This is a genomic window from Paenarthrobacter sp. TRD_SC_7 (assembly GCF_056156245.1).
The window spans coordinates 3,934,756-3,950,579 of record NZ_CM149587.1 but is presented as its reverse complement, the minus strand read 5'-3'; the positions used below and the strand labels follow the sequence as shown (position 1 = coordinate 3,950,579).

The following is a 15,824-nucleotide window of genomic DNA, read 5'->3' as shown; positions in this document are numbered from 1 at the left end:
GCCTGCCAAAAATCACAATTTGGCAGGGTTTATGTTTACTTCTGTTGAGCGTACACGCAGAGTCGTTTTCAGGTGGTATGTTCACTGAACACGTACCTGAACGAAGTCCTTTATTGTCGCTGTGATTGGTCTCTTGGCGCCCTCTTGGACAACGTAGTTCAGGCCCTTGCAACTCAATAATCCGGTCTCATGGGGGGACTCACTTTTGAATCGCGAACAGCGCAACGAGCTGGTGTTGCAGCACCTTCCACTCGTTGGTTACTTGGTCTCTGACCTTTGCGCGCGCGCCACGCATTTGTCGCGCGACGATTTTGCTTCTGTTGGTTCCGTGGCGCTTATTACGTCAGCCGACTCCTTCGACCCCGACCTCGGCGTTCCGTTCGGTGCGTTTGCGCGCCGGAGGATCGTCGGTGCGTTCGCGGATGAGATGCGCGCCGGCGACTGGGCCACACGCTCAGCCCGCAAACGGATCAAGGAAACCACGGCTATCCAGGAGACCCTGACGGGCGTTCTGGGACGAAGCCCCAGCGTTGCCGAAATGGCCTCGGCCTTAGGTGTGGAACGCAGCTACGTCGAGGCTGCCATGGCCGACGCGGCGCGGACCCTTACGTCGTTGGACGAAGTGGTGGCAGACACTGTTGCCTCGCCCGCTGCTTCACCGGAACACTCCGTACTGGCCGATGAACGCATCAAGTACCTCCGCGCCGCCGTCGACGCTTTGCCGGAAAAGATGCGCTTCGTTATTCAGGAGATCTACCTTGCGGGGCGTTCCGTTAAGGAGCTTGCCGAGGAATTGGGCTCTACCCACGCCGCTGTCTCGCAGCAGCGGGCCGAGGGTATCCGGCTCATGCGCGACGGCCTGGCCGCCCACTACGCAGACAGCCCCGATCAAGCCTTTGAGCCAGAATCCCGCATCACCGCCCGACGCCGTAATGATTATCTTTCCGCGTTGGCCTCGGCAACCACAGGCGGAATCACCCGAGGGCTGGGACTGGGATCCGCGCTCAACAGCGCCGTCTAGGCAGCGCACAAGAATAAGGAGAGCCGGGCCGCTGAGCGACCCGGCCCTCCAGATACGTAGCCAGTCCTCTGCTTACTACTGCGCCTTCGGCACACGCCGGAGTACGACGGCGGCGAGCACTGCGGCGCCCGCCATCAGTACCAAGCCAATCGCGGCAGTGATGTGGACGCCGGACTCGAAAGCTGTCCGGGCGGCAACTGTCAGGGCCTCCGACAATGGAGCCGGAAGGGCAGCAGCTGCATCAACAGCGCCGGCTAGTGTTTCAGTGGACTTGCCTGCGGCTTGCGTGGATACACCATCCGGAATGATGAGGTTGTGCTGGTAAGAAGCAGTAAGGATTGAGCCAAGCACAGCCGTTCCCAGGAGCGAACCCAATTCATAGCCGGTCTCGGAAATAGCCGAGGCGGCACCGGACTTGTCGGCGGGCACTGACGCCAGGATGAGGTCGTTGGAGATGGTCTCCGCAGCGCCCACACCAACTGCGAGGACGGTTAAGGCTGACAACAGGAACACGGGTCCGCTGCCGTGGTCTCCCACCACCACAATCAGGTAGCCCACGGCACTGAGCGTCAGTCCTGCAGCCACCACGAACCCGGGCCGCACCCGCTTGACCAGCGGGACCACCAGCAGGCCGGCGATGACTGTTGCAAGGAGCGCGGGAATCATTGCGATGCCGGCCTCCATGGGCGACTGCCCTTCAACCAGCTGCAGGTGCTGGGCAAAGAAGTAGATGAACCCCGTCATGGAGAACAGAGACAGCACGTTCGCCACGATTGCGGTGCTGAACACCTTGTTCTTGAACAAGGCGACATCCAGCATGGGGTTCTCAATCCGCTGCTGACGACGGACGAAGAGAATTCCCATCACCACGCCGAAGCCCATGAAAGCTGCAGCCGACGCTCCGAAACCGTGGACCGCGAATTCTTTGATGCCGTAAACGAACGGCGCCATGGTGACCACGGACAACACAATGCTGGGCAGATCGACCCGGCCCGGGTTGGCGTCCTTGGACTCGGGAATCAGGAGCCGGCCGAAAGCAAGGAGTGGCAGGAGCAGGAAGGCTGCAACCAGGAAAACGGCACCCCACCAGAAGTGCTCCACAAGCCACCCACCGAAGATCGGGCCGAGGGCGGCGCCACCGGAGAAACCTGCGGCCCAGACTGCGATCGCAAGCCGGCGCCGGTTGGGATCGGTGAAGATGTTCCGGATCAGGGACAACGTGGAGGGCATCAGCATGGCGCCGAAGACGCCAAGGCCTGCGCGGCCGGCGATGAGCCATTCAGCGGAAGGCGCGAAAGCTGTAGCAGCCGAAACCGCTGCGAAGCCCGTGCTGCCGATCATCAGCAGCCGGCGTCGTCCGATCCTGTCGCCCAGGTTGCCCATGGAAACAAGGAGTGCAGCCAGGACCAGCGGATAGGCGTCAACAATCCATAGGAGCTGCACGCCGCCCACATCCAGGGAACGGGCGATTTCGGGCAGGGCAAAGGTGAGCGCAGTGTTGTCGACGGCCACCAGCAGCACCGGGAACATCAGGAGTGCCAGTGCCGTCCAGTCGCGCCACGGTGCTGCCTGGCCCTTAACGGGATGAGCGGAACGGGGTGCTTGGGTTGAGGACGGCGAGAACATGTCACTTACTGTACCGTCCAGACGGTATAGTTTCAAATGCAACCCTGCAAGCCTTTAGGGAATGATGGACACATGCCACGAAAACCAGTTGCCCGGGACGCCGTCCTGGATGCCTTCGAAGCCCTCCTTATTGAGGTGGGGGAGCGTGCCGCCACGCTCGACGCCGTTGCCAAGCGGGCAGGGGTGTCCAAGGGCGGGCTGCTCTACCACTTTCCCAATAAGGAAGCGCTGATCGCAGCCCTCCTGGAGCGCCTGGACTTGCTCGCCCAGGAAGATACCGAACTGATGAAGGCGGCGCCGGATGGTTCAGCCGCCTACTTCATCCGGTCCTCGCTCTGGGCGGACACCCCTATGGACCGGGCGTTCGTCGCCGCCACAAGACTGGCCGAGGTGGCCCACGAGGAAACCCGCCGCAGGTTCGCCGCGATCCAGCAACGGTGGCTGGACGTGCTCGCAGAGGACGTCGGACCGGAAGTTGCCAAGGCCGTGAGCTACATGGGTGATGGCCTCTATTTCAACGCGATATTCGAAGGTGGGCAGGAGGGTGGCAACGCCGGGCGGGAGGCCGACGTCGAAATCCTGCTGGGAGTCCTCGAGCGGCTTCGGAAGTAGCGAGTCATCCATTTGCTGCAGCGCCCGGCACATAGGACAATTAACCCTTGTGGCGTGTCCAACGCGGCACCCATACACAACTGAACATGCCTTTGATCTGCGGCGGGAGAGTCCTGCAAGCAAGTGATGCAGGCGCCGTAGGAGCAAACCCTCCCCAGGAATCTCTCAGGCCCACGCACCGCCGCGGCTAGGCAACTCTGGAAAGCAGCAGGCACTCCGCCCACCTTCGGGTGAAAGAGTGCTGTGCTCACCGACGGTGCAAGCGATGGTTGTTCACGCAACGCGCGGAAACTCTCAGGTCCAATACAGAGCGGGGAGGAACCCAGCCGCTGTGGCGTACCCAAACGCTGCCCAAGTAATGGAGTTCCTTCGTGACGGTTAGTTCTGCCTCCACCACCTTCGTCGATCGGCATATCGGCGCCCGCCGCCAGGCCGACATTGAGACCATGCTCAAGTCCGTCGGCTACGACACCGTCGATTCGTTGGTCGACACCGCCGTCCCGAACGACATCCGCCAGGATGTTGCCCTTACCCTGCAGAACGCACTGAGCGAAGTTGAAGTTCTGGCTGAGCTGCGCAGGCTCGCGTCCAAGAACAAGACCGCCGTCCAGATGATCGGCCAGGGCTACTACGACACCGTGACGCCGCCGGTGATCCGCCGCAACATCCTCGAGTCCCCGGCCTGGTACACGGCCTACACTCCGTACCAGCCGGAAATCTCGCAGGGGCGCCTCGAAGCACTCCTGAACTTCCAGACCATGGTCCAGGACCTCGTCGGCCTGCCAATCGCCAACGCATCCCTCCTGGATGAAGCAACCGCAGTGGCCGAAGCCGTCCTCATGATGCGCCGAGCCAACAAGAACAAGGCTGCCCAGGATGGCAAGACCGTCCTCGACGCAGACTGCCTCCCGCAGACCATCGCCATCGTCAAGGGCCGTGCCGAGGCGCTCGGCTTCGAAGTCGAGGTCGCTGACCTTTCCTTGGGTCTCCCGGAAGGTGCCATCAACGGCGTCGTTCTCCAGCAGCCGGGTGTGTCCGGCCGCGTGTTCGACCACTCTGCCGTGATCGCCGACGCCAAGGAGCGCGGTGCGCTGGTTACCGTCGCTGCCGACCTTCTTTCCTTGACCCTCATCACCCCTCCAGGTGAGCAGGGCGCCGACATCGCCGTTGGTTCCGCACAACGCTTGGGCGTTCCGCTGTTCTTCGGCGGCCCGCACGCTGCCTACATGGCCGTCCAGAAGGGTCTGGAGCGTTCCATGCCCGGCCGTCTGGTGGGCGTTTCCAAGGACGACGCCGGTGTCCCCGCCTACCGCTTGGCGCTGCAGACACGTGAGCAGCACATCCGCCGCGAGAAGGCCACATCCAACATCTGTACCGCGCAGGCACTGTTGGCCATCGTGGCCTCGATGTACGCCGTCTACCACGGCCCCGAGGGCTTGAAGGCGATTGCCGAAACCGCCCACGGTCACGCCCGCGCCCTTGCAGCGTCACTGAAGGGCGCCGGCGTCGAGGTCCTCCACGGCTCCTTCTTCGACACCATCACCGTCCGCATCCCCGGCAAGGCCGCTGAGATCGTCGCCGCTGCCGAGGCCAAGGGCATCAACCTGCGCGGCATTGATGCTGACACGGTTGGCATCTCCGTCGATGAGACCACTACTGATGAGATTGTCGGTCGTCTCCTTGAGGTCTTCGGCGCTTCGGTCCTTGAGTCCGCTGACGGCTTTGCGCTTGAGGGCTCAGTTGAACGCACGAGCGACTTCATGCAGCACCCGGTGTTCAACACGCACCGCTCTGAAACCCAGCTCCTGCGCTACATCCGCAAGCTCTCGGACCGCGACCTCGCGTTGGACCGCACCATGATTCCGCTGGGTTCCTGCACCATGAAGCTGAACGCCACGGCTGAGATGGAAGCCATTTCCTGGCCGGAGTTCGCCTCCATCCACCCGTTCGCTCCGGATTCCCAGACCGAGGGCTGGCGTGAACTCATCACCGACCTGGAAGCCCAGCTGACCGAGATCACCGGCTACGATCAGGTCTCCATCCAGCCGAATGCAGGTTCCCAGGGCGAGCTCGCCGGCTTGCTGGCGATCCGCGGCTACCACCTGTCCCGCGGGGACGAGCAGCGCACTGTCTGCTTGATTCCGGCTTCTGCCCACGGCACCAACGCAGCTTCGGCAGTGCTGGCCGGCATGAAGGTAGTGGTAGTTGCCACGGCTCCAGATGGCACCATCGACCACGTTGACCTCAAGAACAAGATCGAAGCCAACCGTGACGCGCTCTCGGCGATCATGATCACCTACCCGTCCACGCACGGCGTGTACGACGCCGACGTCCGCGAAGTATGCGACGCCATCCACGAGGCCGGCGGCCAGGTGTACATCGACGGCGCCAACCTCAACGCCCTCGTCGGGCTCGCCCAGCCGGGCAAGTTCGGCGGCGACGTGTCCCACCTGAACCTGCACAAGACCTTCTGCATCCCGCACGGCGGCGGCGGCCCGGGCGTGGGCCCCGTTGCTGCAAAGGCACACCTTGCGCCGTTCATGCCGGGCGATGCAGCAACCTGGAGCGAAGGCAACGACGTTCCGATTTCGGCGTCGCGTTTCGGTTCCGCCGGAGTCCTGCCGATCTCGTGGGCCTACGTGAAGCTCATGGGTGGCCAAGGCCTCACCGAAGCCACCAAGTCTGCACTGCTGGCTGCAAACTACATCGCATCCCGCCTCAACGAGCACTTCCCGGTCCTCTACACCGGCGAAGGCGGACTCGTGGCGCACGAGTGCATCCTGGATCTGCGTGAACTCACGGCCAAGACCGGCGTGACTGCTGAAGACGTGGCCAAGCGCCTCATCGACTTCGGCTTCCACGCTCCCACCCTGGCCTTCCCGGTTGCGGGCACGCTCATGGTGGAACCCACCGAGTCCGAAGACCTCGTGGAGATCGACCGTTTCATCGAAGCCATGATCACCATCCGCAAGGAAATCGACCAGGTGGCCAACGGTGATTTCTCCGTGCAGGATTCTCCGCTTCGCCGCGCACCCCACACGGCTGCCGCCGTCGTAAGTTCTGACTGGGACCGTGCGTACCCGCGCGAGCAGGCCGCCTTCCCGGTCCACCACCTCAAGCAGGACAAGTACTTCCCGCCCGTTGGCCGCATCGACGGCGCAGCCGGAGACCGTAACCTGGTCTGCTCCTGCCCGCCGATCGAAGACTTCGAAAACTAAGGACTGGTCATGACTGAGAACTACACGGCTCTGTACGAAGAGCACAAGAAGCTCGGCGCGTCCTTCACCGACTTCGGTGGCTGGCAGATGCCGCTCAAGTACTCCTCGGAGTTGGCTGAGCACCATGCCGTCCGAAAGTCCGCCGGCCTGTTCGACCTCTCCCACATGGGCGAAGTCTGGGTCACCGGTCCCGAGGCTGCCGCGTTCCTCGACTACGCCCTGGTGGGAAAGATCTCCGCCATGGCCGAGGGCAAGGCCAAGTACTCGCTGATCTGCCAGGCAGACGGCGGCATCATCGACGACCTCATCACGTATCGTCGTGGCTCGGAGAAGTTCCTGGTGGTTCCGAACGCCGGCAACGCTGCTGTGGTTGCTGCGGCTCTTCTGGAGCGCGCCGCTGGGTTTGATGTTGTTGTTGAGGACGCTTCCGCGTCGACTTCCCTGATCGCTGTTCAGGGTCCGCTCGCTGAGGCGATCCTCCTTCGCTTGGTTCCCGCCGAACAGCACGCGCTGGTCACGGAGCTGAAGTACTACGCGGCGGTTGAAGTCCCGTTGACGTTCGACGGCGGCACTCAGGACCTGCTGCTGGCACGTACCGGGTACACGGGCGAAGACGGCTTCGAAATCTTTGTGTCCAACGACTCCGCTGCTGCCCTGTGGCAGGCCATCGCGGACGTCGCTGAAGAAGGCGAGCTCACCCCGGCTGGTCTCGCATCCCGCGACTCGCTTCGCCTCGAAGCCGGCATGCCGCTTTACGGCAACGAGCTGTCCCGCGAGGGCAACCCCTTCGCGGCAGGGCTCGGACCCGTGGTGGCGCTGTCCAAGGAAGGTGACTTCGTTGGCAAAGAGGCACTCGCTGCCCTCAAGGCTGACGGTGCCGGATCCACCAGCGGACGCAAGCTCGTTGGCCTCAAGGGCCTGGGTCGACGCGCCGGACGCGGCCACTACCCGGTCCTCAAGGACGGCGCCGTGGTTGGCGAAGTCACCTCTGGTCAGCCCAGCCCGACGCTTGGGTACCCGGTAGCTTTGGCCTACGTTGCTGTCGAGCACAGTGCAATCGGCACGGCGTTGGACATCGACCTGCGCGGCAAGGCAGAGCCTTTCGAAGTCGTCGCACTGCCGTTCTACAAGCGCCAAAAGTAATTCACCGGTTTAGTCATCACACGAAAAGGAAACAGAATGCCCAAAGTAGCGCCCGAACTTCAGTACTCCGACGAACACGAGTGGGTTTCCCGCGGCGAGGGGAACTCGGTGTCCGTTGGTATCTCCGAGGTTGCCACCGACGCACTGGGTGACATTGTTTATGTTGACCTGCCCGAAGTCGGTTCCACTGTGACTGCAGGTGAGACCTGTGGCGAAGTCGAGTCCACCAAGTCCGTTTCGGACCTGTACTCGCCGGTGACTGGCGAGGTCACGGAGATCAACGACGCCGTTGTTTCCGACCCCGCCCTGATCAACAACGATCCCTACGGCGCCGGCTGGCTGTTCAAGGTTGCCGCTGAGTCCGAGGGCCCGCTGCTTTCGGCAGAGGAATACGCCTCCAAGAATGGCGGAGACCTGTCCTAACTGCTCTGGCCAGTGGGACCGACATCCTCTGCGACCTCGGTCGCTTGGGCGCCCGCTGGGCGGACGCGAAGCTCCCTTAGACGGTCGCTGCCGGACGCCGGTCCCAAGGGGCCGTTCCCGGAGCCGGCGAGGTATTGCCAGTCCAATTCGTGGGTTCGCTGCCGGAGGTGCCGTGCGCACGGCATGTCTGGCAGCTAAACCCTGTATTGGATGGTGGAAGCCCGCGGAGGAGGTCGGCCCAACGGGCCACCAGCCGCCGACTGTGGCGTAGCGTGGGATTGTAGAACTGAATAATATAGCGACGCCGGGTTGCCGCCTTTGGGGGCCATCCGGCGTCGTGCTTCGGCCGACCTCCGCCATAAGCAGGGGCGGCCCTCCGGCAGGACCATCTGCCGGACCGTTTTCAAGCTTTGTTAAGGGATCCCGACCATGGCTGTTGGTGTTTTCGATCTGTTCTCTGTGGGTATTGGTCCGTCGAGTTCTCATACTGTGGGACCGATGCGGGCTGCTGCGGTGTTCGCTGGTGAGCTCAAGGACGCTGGCGTCTTGGGCTCGGTGGCGTCGCTGCGGGTTGATCTGTATGGCTCGTTGGCTGCGACGGGTCGTGGGCACGGGACCATGACGGCTACGCTGCTGGGCTTGGAGGGTTATCACCCCGAGCTGATCCTGCCGGAGGAGGTGGAGGAGCGGCTCGCGACGATCGCTGAGACAGGTGTTTTGAACCTGGCTGGTGCCTCCGGCGAAGGCGTTGAGCTGCCGTATGCGGTTGAGGACATGATCCTGCATCCGTTGACGGTGTTGCCGCGGCACACGAACGGGATGAAGTTTGCTGTCTCTGATGCTGAGGGGAATGTGCTGCGGGAGGCGACGTTCTTTTCGGTGGGTGGTGGGTTCATTGTCCGGGAGGGTGAGGAGGACGCGGCCCGGGCTGAGCTTGAGGAGACGAAAGCGGAGTTGCCGTTGCCGTTTCGGACGGCGGCGGAGTTGATGGGCCGGTGTTCCTCGAAGGGGTTGGGGATCAGCGACATTATGTTCATCAATGAGCGGGCGTCCCGGAGTGAGGAGGAGATCCGGGAGGGTCTTTTGCATATCTGGTCGGTGATGGAGGCGTGTGTTGAAACGTCTTTGAAGCGTGAGGGTGTGTTGCCCGGGGGTTTGAAGGTCCGGCGTCGTTCTCCTGATTGGTTGGAGCGGTTGCTGAAGGAGGACAAGGACCGGAACGATCCGAAGTATTGGCAGGAGTGGGTGAACCTGATCGCGTTGGCGGTCAATGAGGAGAACGCTTCGGGTGGTCGGGTGGTCACGGCGCCGACCAATGGTGCGGCGGGGATCATTCCGGCGGTGCTGTATTACGCGTTGAATTATGCTCCGGGGATGGATCAGGCCACGCAGGCCGATAAGGACGATGTGGTGGTGAAGTTCTTGCTCGCCGCGGGTGCGGTGGGTGTGTTGTATAAGGAGCAGGCGTCCATTTCGGGGGCCGAGGTTGGGTGTCAGGGTGAGGTGGGGTCGGCGTCGTCGATGGCCGCTGCCGGGTTGGCTGAGGTGATGGGTGGTACGCCGGGTCAGGTGGAGAACGCCGCGGAGATCGCGATGGAACACAATCTGGGTTTGACGTGTGATCCGATCGGGGGTTTGGTGCAGATTCCGTGTATTGAGCGGAACGCGATCGCTGCGGCGAAGGCGATCAACGCGGCGAAGATGGCTTTGTGGGGTGACGGGACGCACCGGGTGTCCTTGGATGAGGTGATCGTGACCATGCGTGAAACGGGCAAGGACATGTCCTCCAAGTACAAGGAAACAGCGATGGGCGGCCTCGCCGTCAACGTCGTCGAATGCTGAGTCACGTTATTGTCAGTCCCTGATGCAATGCTGTATCCATGAGCGGGGGATACAGCAGGGACTTTTTGCGGACACGGCTTGAACTGCCCAGTCCGTCGGCAACGACGACTCTTTTGGACTATACCCACTTTTCCGTGCGTTTCCGGGCTGCCCGGAAGCTCGCGGCGATTGTGGGGGTCAACATCAACGGCAAGGAACTTGTGCCCTTGGCCCGCGAGGGATCGTGGCATTTGGATGACCGGATCCCCAGGGAGCAGCAGGCTGGCCCGGATGTGTACAAGAACAACGCGTTTGATCGCGGCCACCTGGTCCGGCGCCTGGATCCGGTGTGGGGCGACGCAGCAACGGCTAGGAAAGCCAACCAGGACACCTTTAGCTATACCAACGCGGCACCACAGATTGATGACTTCAATCAGGGGAAGGAACTGTGGGTAGGGCTCGAAGACCACGTGCTGGAGCATGCCGACGCCCATGATGCCAAGCTCAGCGTGTTCACCGGTCCGGTCTTCCTGGATGACGATGCCCTCTACCGAGGCGTGCAGGTTCCCCGGAGATTCTGGAAAATCGCCGCTTGGACGAATGATGGCAAACTTGGCGCAGCCGGATTCGTGCTGGATCAGTCGCCCTTGCTGGGCAAGGTCGAGTTGAAGAAAGCGATTAGAGAGCGACTCCTGGAGGGCGAGCCGCCGCCGCTGGGTCCCTTTCGCACCTTCCAGGTTCCCATCGGAGAGATCGCAGACTTGACCGGGCTCAGTCTTAGCAGGCTTATCAGCGCGGATCGCCTGGCCAGTGGCCAGCGCGAGCTAGGGAAGGCGCCCAGGGCCATCAAGCTGGAGAGAGCAGATCAGATCAGGCTCTAACTCGTGGCCGGCCAGCAGAATCGGGGATATCCACATCCCCGATAGACTTGAGGCTGCATGTCCGCATGCGCACAAAGCTTTGAACACTGCACTGAACCCTGAGATTGGACACGGCCCTTGCGAGAATTTACCGCCCGCTTTGCCACCGCCGAGGAAATCGATAACTGGGACAAGCACGTCACGGCGAATCCGAACGGCGGCAACATGCTGCAGTCGGATGCCTACGCGGCAGTCAAGGACGGTAACGGCTGGCTGGTCCGCCGCCTGGTGGTGGAGACCGCCGAGTACTCCAGCTACAACCTGCTCCTGGAGAAGAAGTTCCCGGTCTTGGGGCGTCTCTGGTACCTCATCAAGGGACCGGACGTCGTCGATGTCAGCGACATCCAGCCCGCCCTGAAAGCAGTAGCCGCCCTGGCCCGTGCGAAGAAGATGAACGTCTTCACCATCAAGATCGAGCCTGACATTGTGGACTCGGCTGACGCCATGGCAGATCTTCAAGCTGGTGGCTTGGTGAAGGCCCCCAACATCCAGTCCAATGACTCCACAGCCCTACTTGATATCTCCGCACCGGCCCATGAAGTCCTCCGCAGCATTTCCTCGCGTGCCCGCAACGCAGTTCGCAGGGCGGAGCGCGAGGGGTGCGAGGTTCTGCAAGCTGAGCCGGGCGAAGACAGCTATCGGACGCTCTATGCCCTCATGCATAACACCGTGAACGCCAAGGGTGCCATGCCGCTGCGGAGCTACGAGTATTACTCCAAGTTCTGGGGTGAATTCTGCAGCCGCGGCCAAGGGCATTTCTTCTTCGTCCACGAGGACGGCGCCCCCAGTGTTGGCGCATTTGTCATTAACTACGGTTCCAAAGCAACGTATAAGGACGGCGGCTCCACCCAGAACCGTCAGCAATACGGTGACTCACACTTGGTGCAGTGGGCGGCGATCCAGCGCATGCAGGAACTCGGGTGCGTGGAATACGACTTCTGCGGGACTCCACCTGCTGCCCGGATCAAGGACAAATCCCACCCGCTCTATGGCTTGGGGTCTTTCAAAACAAGCTTCACCAAGACCGTCACGGATTTCGTGGGTTGTTACGACCTTGTGCTGGGACCGGTCCGCTACAAGCTGTGGCTTAAGGGTGCTGAACGTATCTTCCGTCGACTCGAGACCATGCGCACCGGCGGCCAGTTCTACTGACGCCAAGGACAGCCAACAAGCCAACTTCAGGCCCGCCCCGGCCACCAACGGGCGCAAATCTACTTTTAGGTGAGGTAATTTCTTTGACTCCGATTGAGGCTGGAACCGACATGGAATTCGTGATTCTCAGTGACGCTGATTTCGAGACCTTTGCCAAGGGGCACCCGCACGGAAGCTTCATCCAGTCCATGGATCTGACGCGGTTCCAGCGAGCCCGTGGACAGGAAGTTGAACTCTTCGGTGTGAGGCGTGGCGACAGCCTGATTGCGGCGGGCAAGCTCGTGTACACCGCGAACCGTCTCGGTTACAAGGTGTGCGACTGCGCCAAGGGACCACTGATGGACTACAGCGACCCCACCGTGGTGCGCTTCGTCGTCGAGCAGTTGAAGAAGCATGCGGCCTCGAAGAAGGCCGCCGAGGTGCGCATCTCGCCTAATATCCGGTACATCGCTCGGGACGAAGAAGGCGCCGAGCACCCCGAAGTTGAGGACAACCGGCCGTTGCTGAAGGAGTTCGAAGGCTTGGGCTTCAAGCACCAGGGCTTCGACATGAACTTCGCCAACATCAACTGGATGTTCATCAAGCATCTCGACGGCATTGCTGATTCCGAAGAGCTCATCATGGGCATGAACTACCGCACCCGCAAGGCCATCCGTAAAGCCGAAAAGAACGGCGTCTACCTGGAACAGGCCACGCTGGAAACGCTGGATGAGTTCTACAACGCGCTGAGCACCGCCGGCGATGAGAAGGGCTTCACGTACCGCGAACGCGAGTACTATGAGCAACTCCTCCGGAACACTTCGGACGAGTTCACCAAGCTCATGATGGCCAAGATCAACATCCCTGAGTACCGGGCGTCCATCACCGAGCGCCTGGATGCTGAGTCCAAAACCTTGGCAGATCTCAAACGGGAAGTCGAGGAGACTGGCAGCAAGAAGAAGGCCAACCGCGTCAAAGTGGTCCAGGACCTCGTGGACAGCTACGAGCGCAGCCTCAAGGACATCGAGCGCTTCCCTGACTCCGTGGGCGTCGCGACTGTGGCCGCCATCCACTTCGCTTGCTCCGGAGACGAACTCGTGTGCGTTATCGGCGGCACAGTGCAGGACTACATCTACTTCAACGGCGCCACGTCCCTCTACTGGGGCATGATGCTGCACGCCCTGAACAATGGATACTCGCGCTACAACTTCTACGGCACGTTCGGCATCCAGGGCCAGGATGAGACAGGCCACGGCGGGTACGAATTCAAGAAGGGCTTCGGTGGCGAGGTCGTCCAGTTGGTGGGCGATTTCGCAGCACCGGTGAACCCGCTCATCTTCCACGGCTACCGCGCGGTCAGGAAGCTCGCAGGCGCCGCCCAGACAGTATTGGGACGATTGCCTCTTGAGAAATTACCGGTAGTAGGAAAATTTCGGAGGAATCGCTAATCACACAAGCCAAGGGAGGATCACCGCGTGACTGAACGCCCCGAGGGGTCCGCCAACAGGCCCCATACCGACGGGTTGCCCAAGACCCAGCCGTTGCGGCCGTCCCAGGTCCGCCAGAACGTCAACGCCAAACGCATGCTGATGCGCCTGGTTCAAGGCGACAGCCCGCCTACCGCACCCATGAACATCGTGGACCGGTTGGCCGGAAGTCCTTACGCCAACCCCACCATCCAAGTGGTAGGTGTGGACGCTTCGGCCCGCAAGACCATCGACTTCGCCCTTCATCTCGCCGAAGTCATGTTCCGATACGGTGCAGGTGCCCTTGAAGTGGAGACCAGCATGATTGCGGTCACGGCAGCCCTTGGATTGAAGAACGTTGAAGTGGACATCACCAACCAGTCGGTGGCCATCAACTACGCGCCCAAGGACCAGACGCCCATCACGCTGCTCCGCGTGGTGCGCTCGTGGACCAACAACTACGCCGGCCTGGCGCAGGTGCACCAGTTGGTCACGGACATCGTGGCAGGGGGAGTGGGCCGCGACGAAGCAGTGCGCAGGTTGAACGAGATCATCCGCAGCGCCAAACCCTTCCCGCGGTGGATGGTCACCATGGCCTTCGGCATCTTCGCCGCAGTGTTTGTGGGAGTCCTGGGTGGTGGCATTGGTGCGTCCGCGGTGGCTTTTGGTTCGAACATCCTGATCAGCCTGCTCTCCCGGCAACTTGCCAGGTGGCGGACTGCTGACTTCTTCAACACCATGGCGTGCGCGTTCCTGGTCACCTTCATCGCGCTGATGCTTGGTTGGGCAGGTGTGGACATCGCTCCGTCCATTGTGGTGGCGGGCGGAATCCTCCTGTTGCTTCCAACGGGCCGCCTCGTTTCGTCCGTCCAGGATGCGATCAACGGCTTTCCGGTCACCGCGGCCGGCCGATTCCTTTCCACTGCGCTCACCTTTGGAGCGATTGTGGCTGGTATCGGCGTCGCCGTCGTGGTCGGAACGCTGATGGGCAGCGAGGTCCTCGACGTCACGCGAACATTCCCCGATGCGTATCCTCTCTGGGGCCAAGCGATCCTGATCGCGATTGCGGTAGTTGCCATCGGCGTTACCGAACAAACGCAAATGCGCCTGTTGCTCCCGACGACGGCAGTGGGCATAGTGGGCTTCTTCGTTTTGTGGGGGGCCGGGGCAGCCGGGCTCGGCGACCGTCTATCGCCAGCTGTCGCGGCGGTGGTGATCGGTCTGTTGGGCCGCGTCGTGGCGCTTAAGCTGGGTGCTCCGCAGCTGGTGGTCGCGGTCCCTGCAGCATTGATCCTGTTGCCCGGCCTCACTATATTCCGGTCGATGTACGTTTTGACCGTCGAAGAAGGGGACATCCTGCTCGGGGCTGGCGGCATGCTCAACGCCGGCGCAATCGTGCTCGGAGTGGCCGCAGGCATCGTGCTTGGCGACAACTTGGCAAGGCCGCTGACGAAGGGCCTGTCCAGCAACGAGCGGCGCAGGGTCCGCAGGCGATAACGACAAAACGAGCGGCGCCGCCAGGAGGCGGCGCCGATCGGCTTTAAGGACTACATCTAGATCTGTCCCACAGGGAGCTTCTTCTCAGCCTGGAAGACTTCCTCCACACGGCCCTGCGCCCAGTAGCCGGACAGCGAAACCTGCGAACGCTCCAAGCCGCGCTGCACGAAGAAGATCTCGCGGAGCCCTTTCATGTAGCCCCGCTCGCCGTGGGCGAAGACGTCCACGCGTCCGGGCAACCATTCGGCGTTGCGGAGGGCTTCGAGCAGCAGCTCGCTGGACCCCGCTTGAACACCCTTGCGCAGCAACCAGTGCAACTCCACACCCACCGGCGCGGAGATCGGAAGAATGTCGGCCTCGTTATCCACCTCAAGGAACACGGTTCCGCGTGCATCGGGAGCAAGGGCCTCAACGCAGGCTGCGATGGCCGGTATCGCGGCGTCGTCGCCGGCGAAAAGGTACCAATCGGCGTCGGGGGCCGGGTTGTACGCGCCGCCTGGACCCGTGAATATCAGCGGGTCGCCTGGCTGGGCAGCGGCAGCCCACGGACCGGCCAGTCCTTCATCACCGTGCACCACGAAGTCGATGGCCAGTTCCTGTGCTTCCAGGTGCACCCATCGGATGGTGTACGTGCGGGTGTGAGGCCACTGCTCGCGGGGCATGGTGTCGCGGATGGCCCACAGGTCCAGCGGGAGTTCATACTCGACGACTGGCTGCGGGAAGACGATCTTGACGTACCGGTCCACGTATTCGTTGTTCGCGTAGTCGCTGAACCCGGGTCCGCCAGCCACGATCCGCACCATATGCGGTGATAGGCGTTCATTGCTCAGAACGGTCAGATTGACCTGCGGACGGGTTTTGCGTGTGGCGGACGAAGTGACGGGGAGAGCAGTCATGTAGGTAAGCCTAAGCTAATTGCCTGCGCGACAGCTGGGTATGAGTCGAA

Annotated in this window: 12 protein-coding genes and 1 riboswitch; of the genes, 10 read left to right on the top strand and 2 right to left on the bottom strand. The window is 62.0% G+C overall.

Annotated features, from left to right (window positions below; genetic code table 11):
* Positions 1–205: 205 nt before the first annotated feature.
* Positions 206–1,021, top strand: a complete 816-nt coding sequence (locus tag AC0J5Z_RS18770; protein ID WP_475035351.1) for a sigma-70 family RNA polymerase sigma factor — start codon at positions 206–208, stop codon at positions 1,019–1,021.
* Between the two features lie 75 nt (positions 1,022–1,096).
* On the opposite strand, the gene AC0J5Z_RS18765 is transcribed toward AC0J5Z_RS18770, so the two are convergent.
* Positions 1,097–2,647: an MFS transporter gene (locus tag AC0J5Z_RS18765; protein ID WP_475035349.1), complete on the bottom strand. Its 1,551-nt coding sequence runs from the start codon at positions 2,645–2,647 to the stop codon at positions 1,097–1,099.
* A gap of 72 nt (positions 2,648–2,719) precedes the next feature.
* Between AC0J5Z_RS18765 and AC0J5Z_RS18760 the strand changes: the two genes are divergently transcribed.
* The 9 genes from AC0J5Z_RS18760 to AC0J5Z_RS18720 all read left to right on the top strand — a co-directional run bounded on the left by AC0J5Z_RS18760 (position 2,720) and on the right by AC0J5Z_RS18720 (position 14,878).
* A complete protein-coding gene (locus AC0J5Z_RS18760) occupies positions 2,720–3,259 on the top strand; it encodes a TetR/AcrR family transcriptional regulator (RefSeq protein ID WP_475035345.1) in 540 nt (179 codons plus the stop codon).
* A gap of 93 nt (positions 3,260–3,352) precedes the next feature.
* A riboswitch (glycine riboswitch) is annotated at positions 3,353–3,450 on the top strand.
* 180 nt (positions 3,451–3,630) lie between these two features.
* The gene (gene gcvP, locus AC0J5Z_RS18755) at positions 3,631–6,477 is read left to right on the top strand and encodes an aminomethyl-transferring glycine dehydrogenase (RefSeq protein WP_475035342.1); all 2,847 of its coding nucleotides are present in this window, start codon (positions 3,631–3,633) and stop codon (positions 6,475–6,477) included.
* A 9-nt stretch (positions 6,478–6,486) separates the two neighbouring features.
* Positions 6,487–7,620 (top strand): glycine cleavage system aminomethyltransferase GcvT, encoded by a 1,134-nt coding sequence (gene gcvT, locus AC0J5Z_RS18750; RefSeq protein WP_475035340.1) that lies wholly within the window; start codon positions 6,487–6,489, stop codon positions 7,618–7,620.
* A gap of 36 nt (positions 7,621–7,656) precedes the next feature.
* Positions 7,657–8,043 (top strand): glycine cleavage system protein GcvH, encoded by a 387-nt coding sequence (gcvH, locus tag AC0J5Z_RS18745; protein ID WP_311214886.1) that lies wholly within the window; start codon positions 7,657–7,659, stop codon positions 8,041–8,043.
* Positions 8,044–8,472: 429 nt separating this feature from the next.
* Complete coding sequence (locus tag AC0J5Z_RS18740; protein ID WP_475035336.1) at positions 8,473–9,885, top strand: L-serine ammonia-lyase; 1,413 nt, start codon at positions 8,473–8,475, stop codon at positions 9,883–9,885.
* Between the two features lie 38 nt (positions 9,886–9,923).
* Positions 9,924–10,745 (top strand): DNA/RNA non-specific endonuclease, encoded by an 822-nt coding sequence (locus tag AC0J5Z_RS18735; RefSeq protein ID WP_475035334.1) that lies wholly within the window; start codon positions 9,924–9,926, stop codon positions 10,743–10,745.
* 117 nt (positions 10,746–10,862) lie between these two features.
* Positions 10,863–11,936, top strand: coding sequence for a lipid II:glycine glycyltransferase FemX (locus AC0J5Z_RS18730; RefSeq protein ID WP_475035332.1), 1,074 nt, complete (start codon positions 10,863–10,865; stop codon positions 11,934–11,936).
* 110 nt (positions 11,937–12,046) lie between these two features.
* On the top strand, positions 12,047–13,363 hold the full coding sequence (locus AC0J5Z_RS18725) for a peptidoglycan bridge formation glycyltransferase FemA/FemB family protein (RefSeq protein ID WP_475035330.1): 1,317 nt from the start codon (positions 12,047–12,049) through the stop codon (positions 13,361–13,363).
* Positions 13,364–13,390: 27 nt separating this feature from the next.
* A complete protein-coding gene (locus tag AC0J5Z_RS18720; RefSeq protein WP_475035328.1) occupies positions 13,391–14,878 on the top strand; it encodes a threonine/serine exporter family protein in 1,488 nt (495 codons plus the stop codon).
* A 56-nt stretch (positions 14,879–14,934) separates the two neighbouring features.
* On the opposite strand, the gene AC0J5Z_RS18715 is transcribed toward AC0J5Z_RS18720, so the two are convergent.
* The gene (locus AC0J5Z_RS18715) at positions 14,935–15,774 is read right to left on the bottom strand and encodes a siderophore-interacting protein (protein WP_475035327.1); all 840 of its coding nucleotides are present in this window, start codon (positions 15,772–15,774) and stop codon (positions 14,935–14,937) included.
* Between the last annotated feature and the right edge of the window lie 50 nt (positions 15,775–15,824).

Excerpts from the sequence above, each read along its gene's own strand:
- AC0J5Z_RS18765 (WP_475035349.1), bottom strand. The coding sequence starts at position 2,647 with ATGTTCTCGCCGTCCTCAACCCAAGCACCCCGTTCCGCTCATCCCGTT.
- AC0J5Z_RS18760 (WP_475035345.1), top strand. The coding sequence starts at position 2,720 with ATGCCACGAAAACCAGTTGCCCGGGACGCCGTCCTGGATGCCTTCGAA.
- gcvT (WP_475035340.1), top strand. The coding sequence starts at position 6,487 with ATGACTGAGAACTACACGGCTCTGTACGAAGAGCACAAGAAGCTCGGC.
- gcvH (WP_311214886.1), top strand. The coding sequence starts at position 7,657 with ATGCCCAAAGTAGCGCCCGAACTTCAGTACTCCGACGAACACGAGTGG.
- AC0J5Z_RS18740 (WP_475035336.1), top strand. The coding sequence starts at position 8,473 with ATGGCTGTTGGTGTTTTCGATCTGTTCTCTGTGGGTATTGGTCCGTCG.
- AC0J5Z_RS18735 (WP_475035334.1), top strand. The coding sequence starts at position 9,924 with ATGAGCGGGGGATACAGCAGGGACTTTTTGCGGACACGGCTTGAACTG.
- AC0J5Z_RS18725 (WP_475035330.1), top strand. The coding sequence starts at position 12,047 with ATGGAATTCGTGATTCTCAGTGACGCTGATTTCGAGACCTTTGCCAAG.
- AC0J5Z_RS18715 (WP_475035327.1), bottom strand. The coding sequence starts at position 15,774 with ATGACTGCTCTCCCCGTCACTTCGTCCGCCACACGCAAAACCCGTCCG.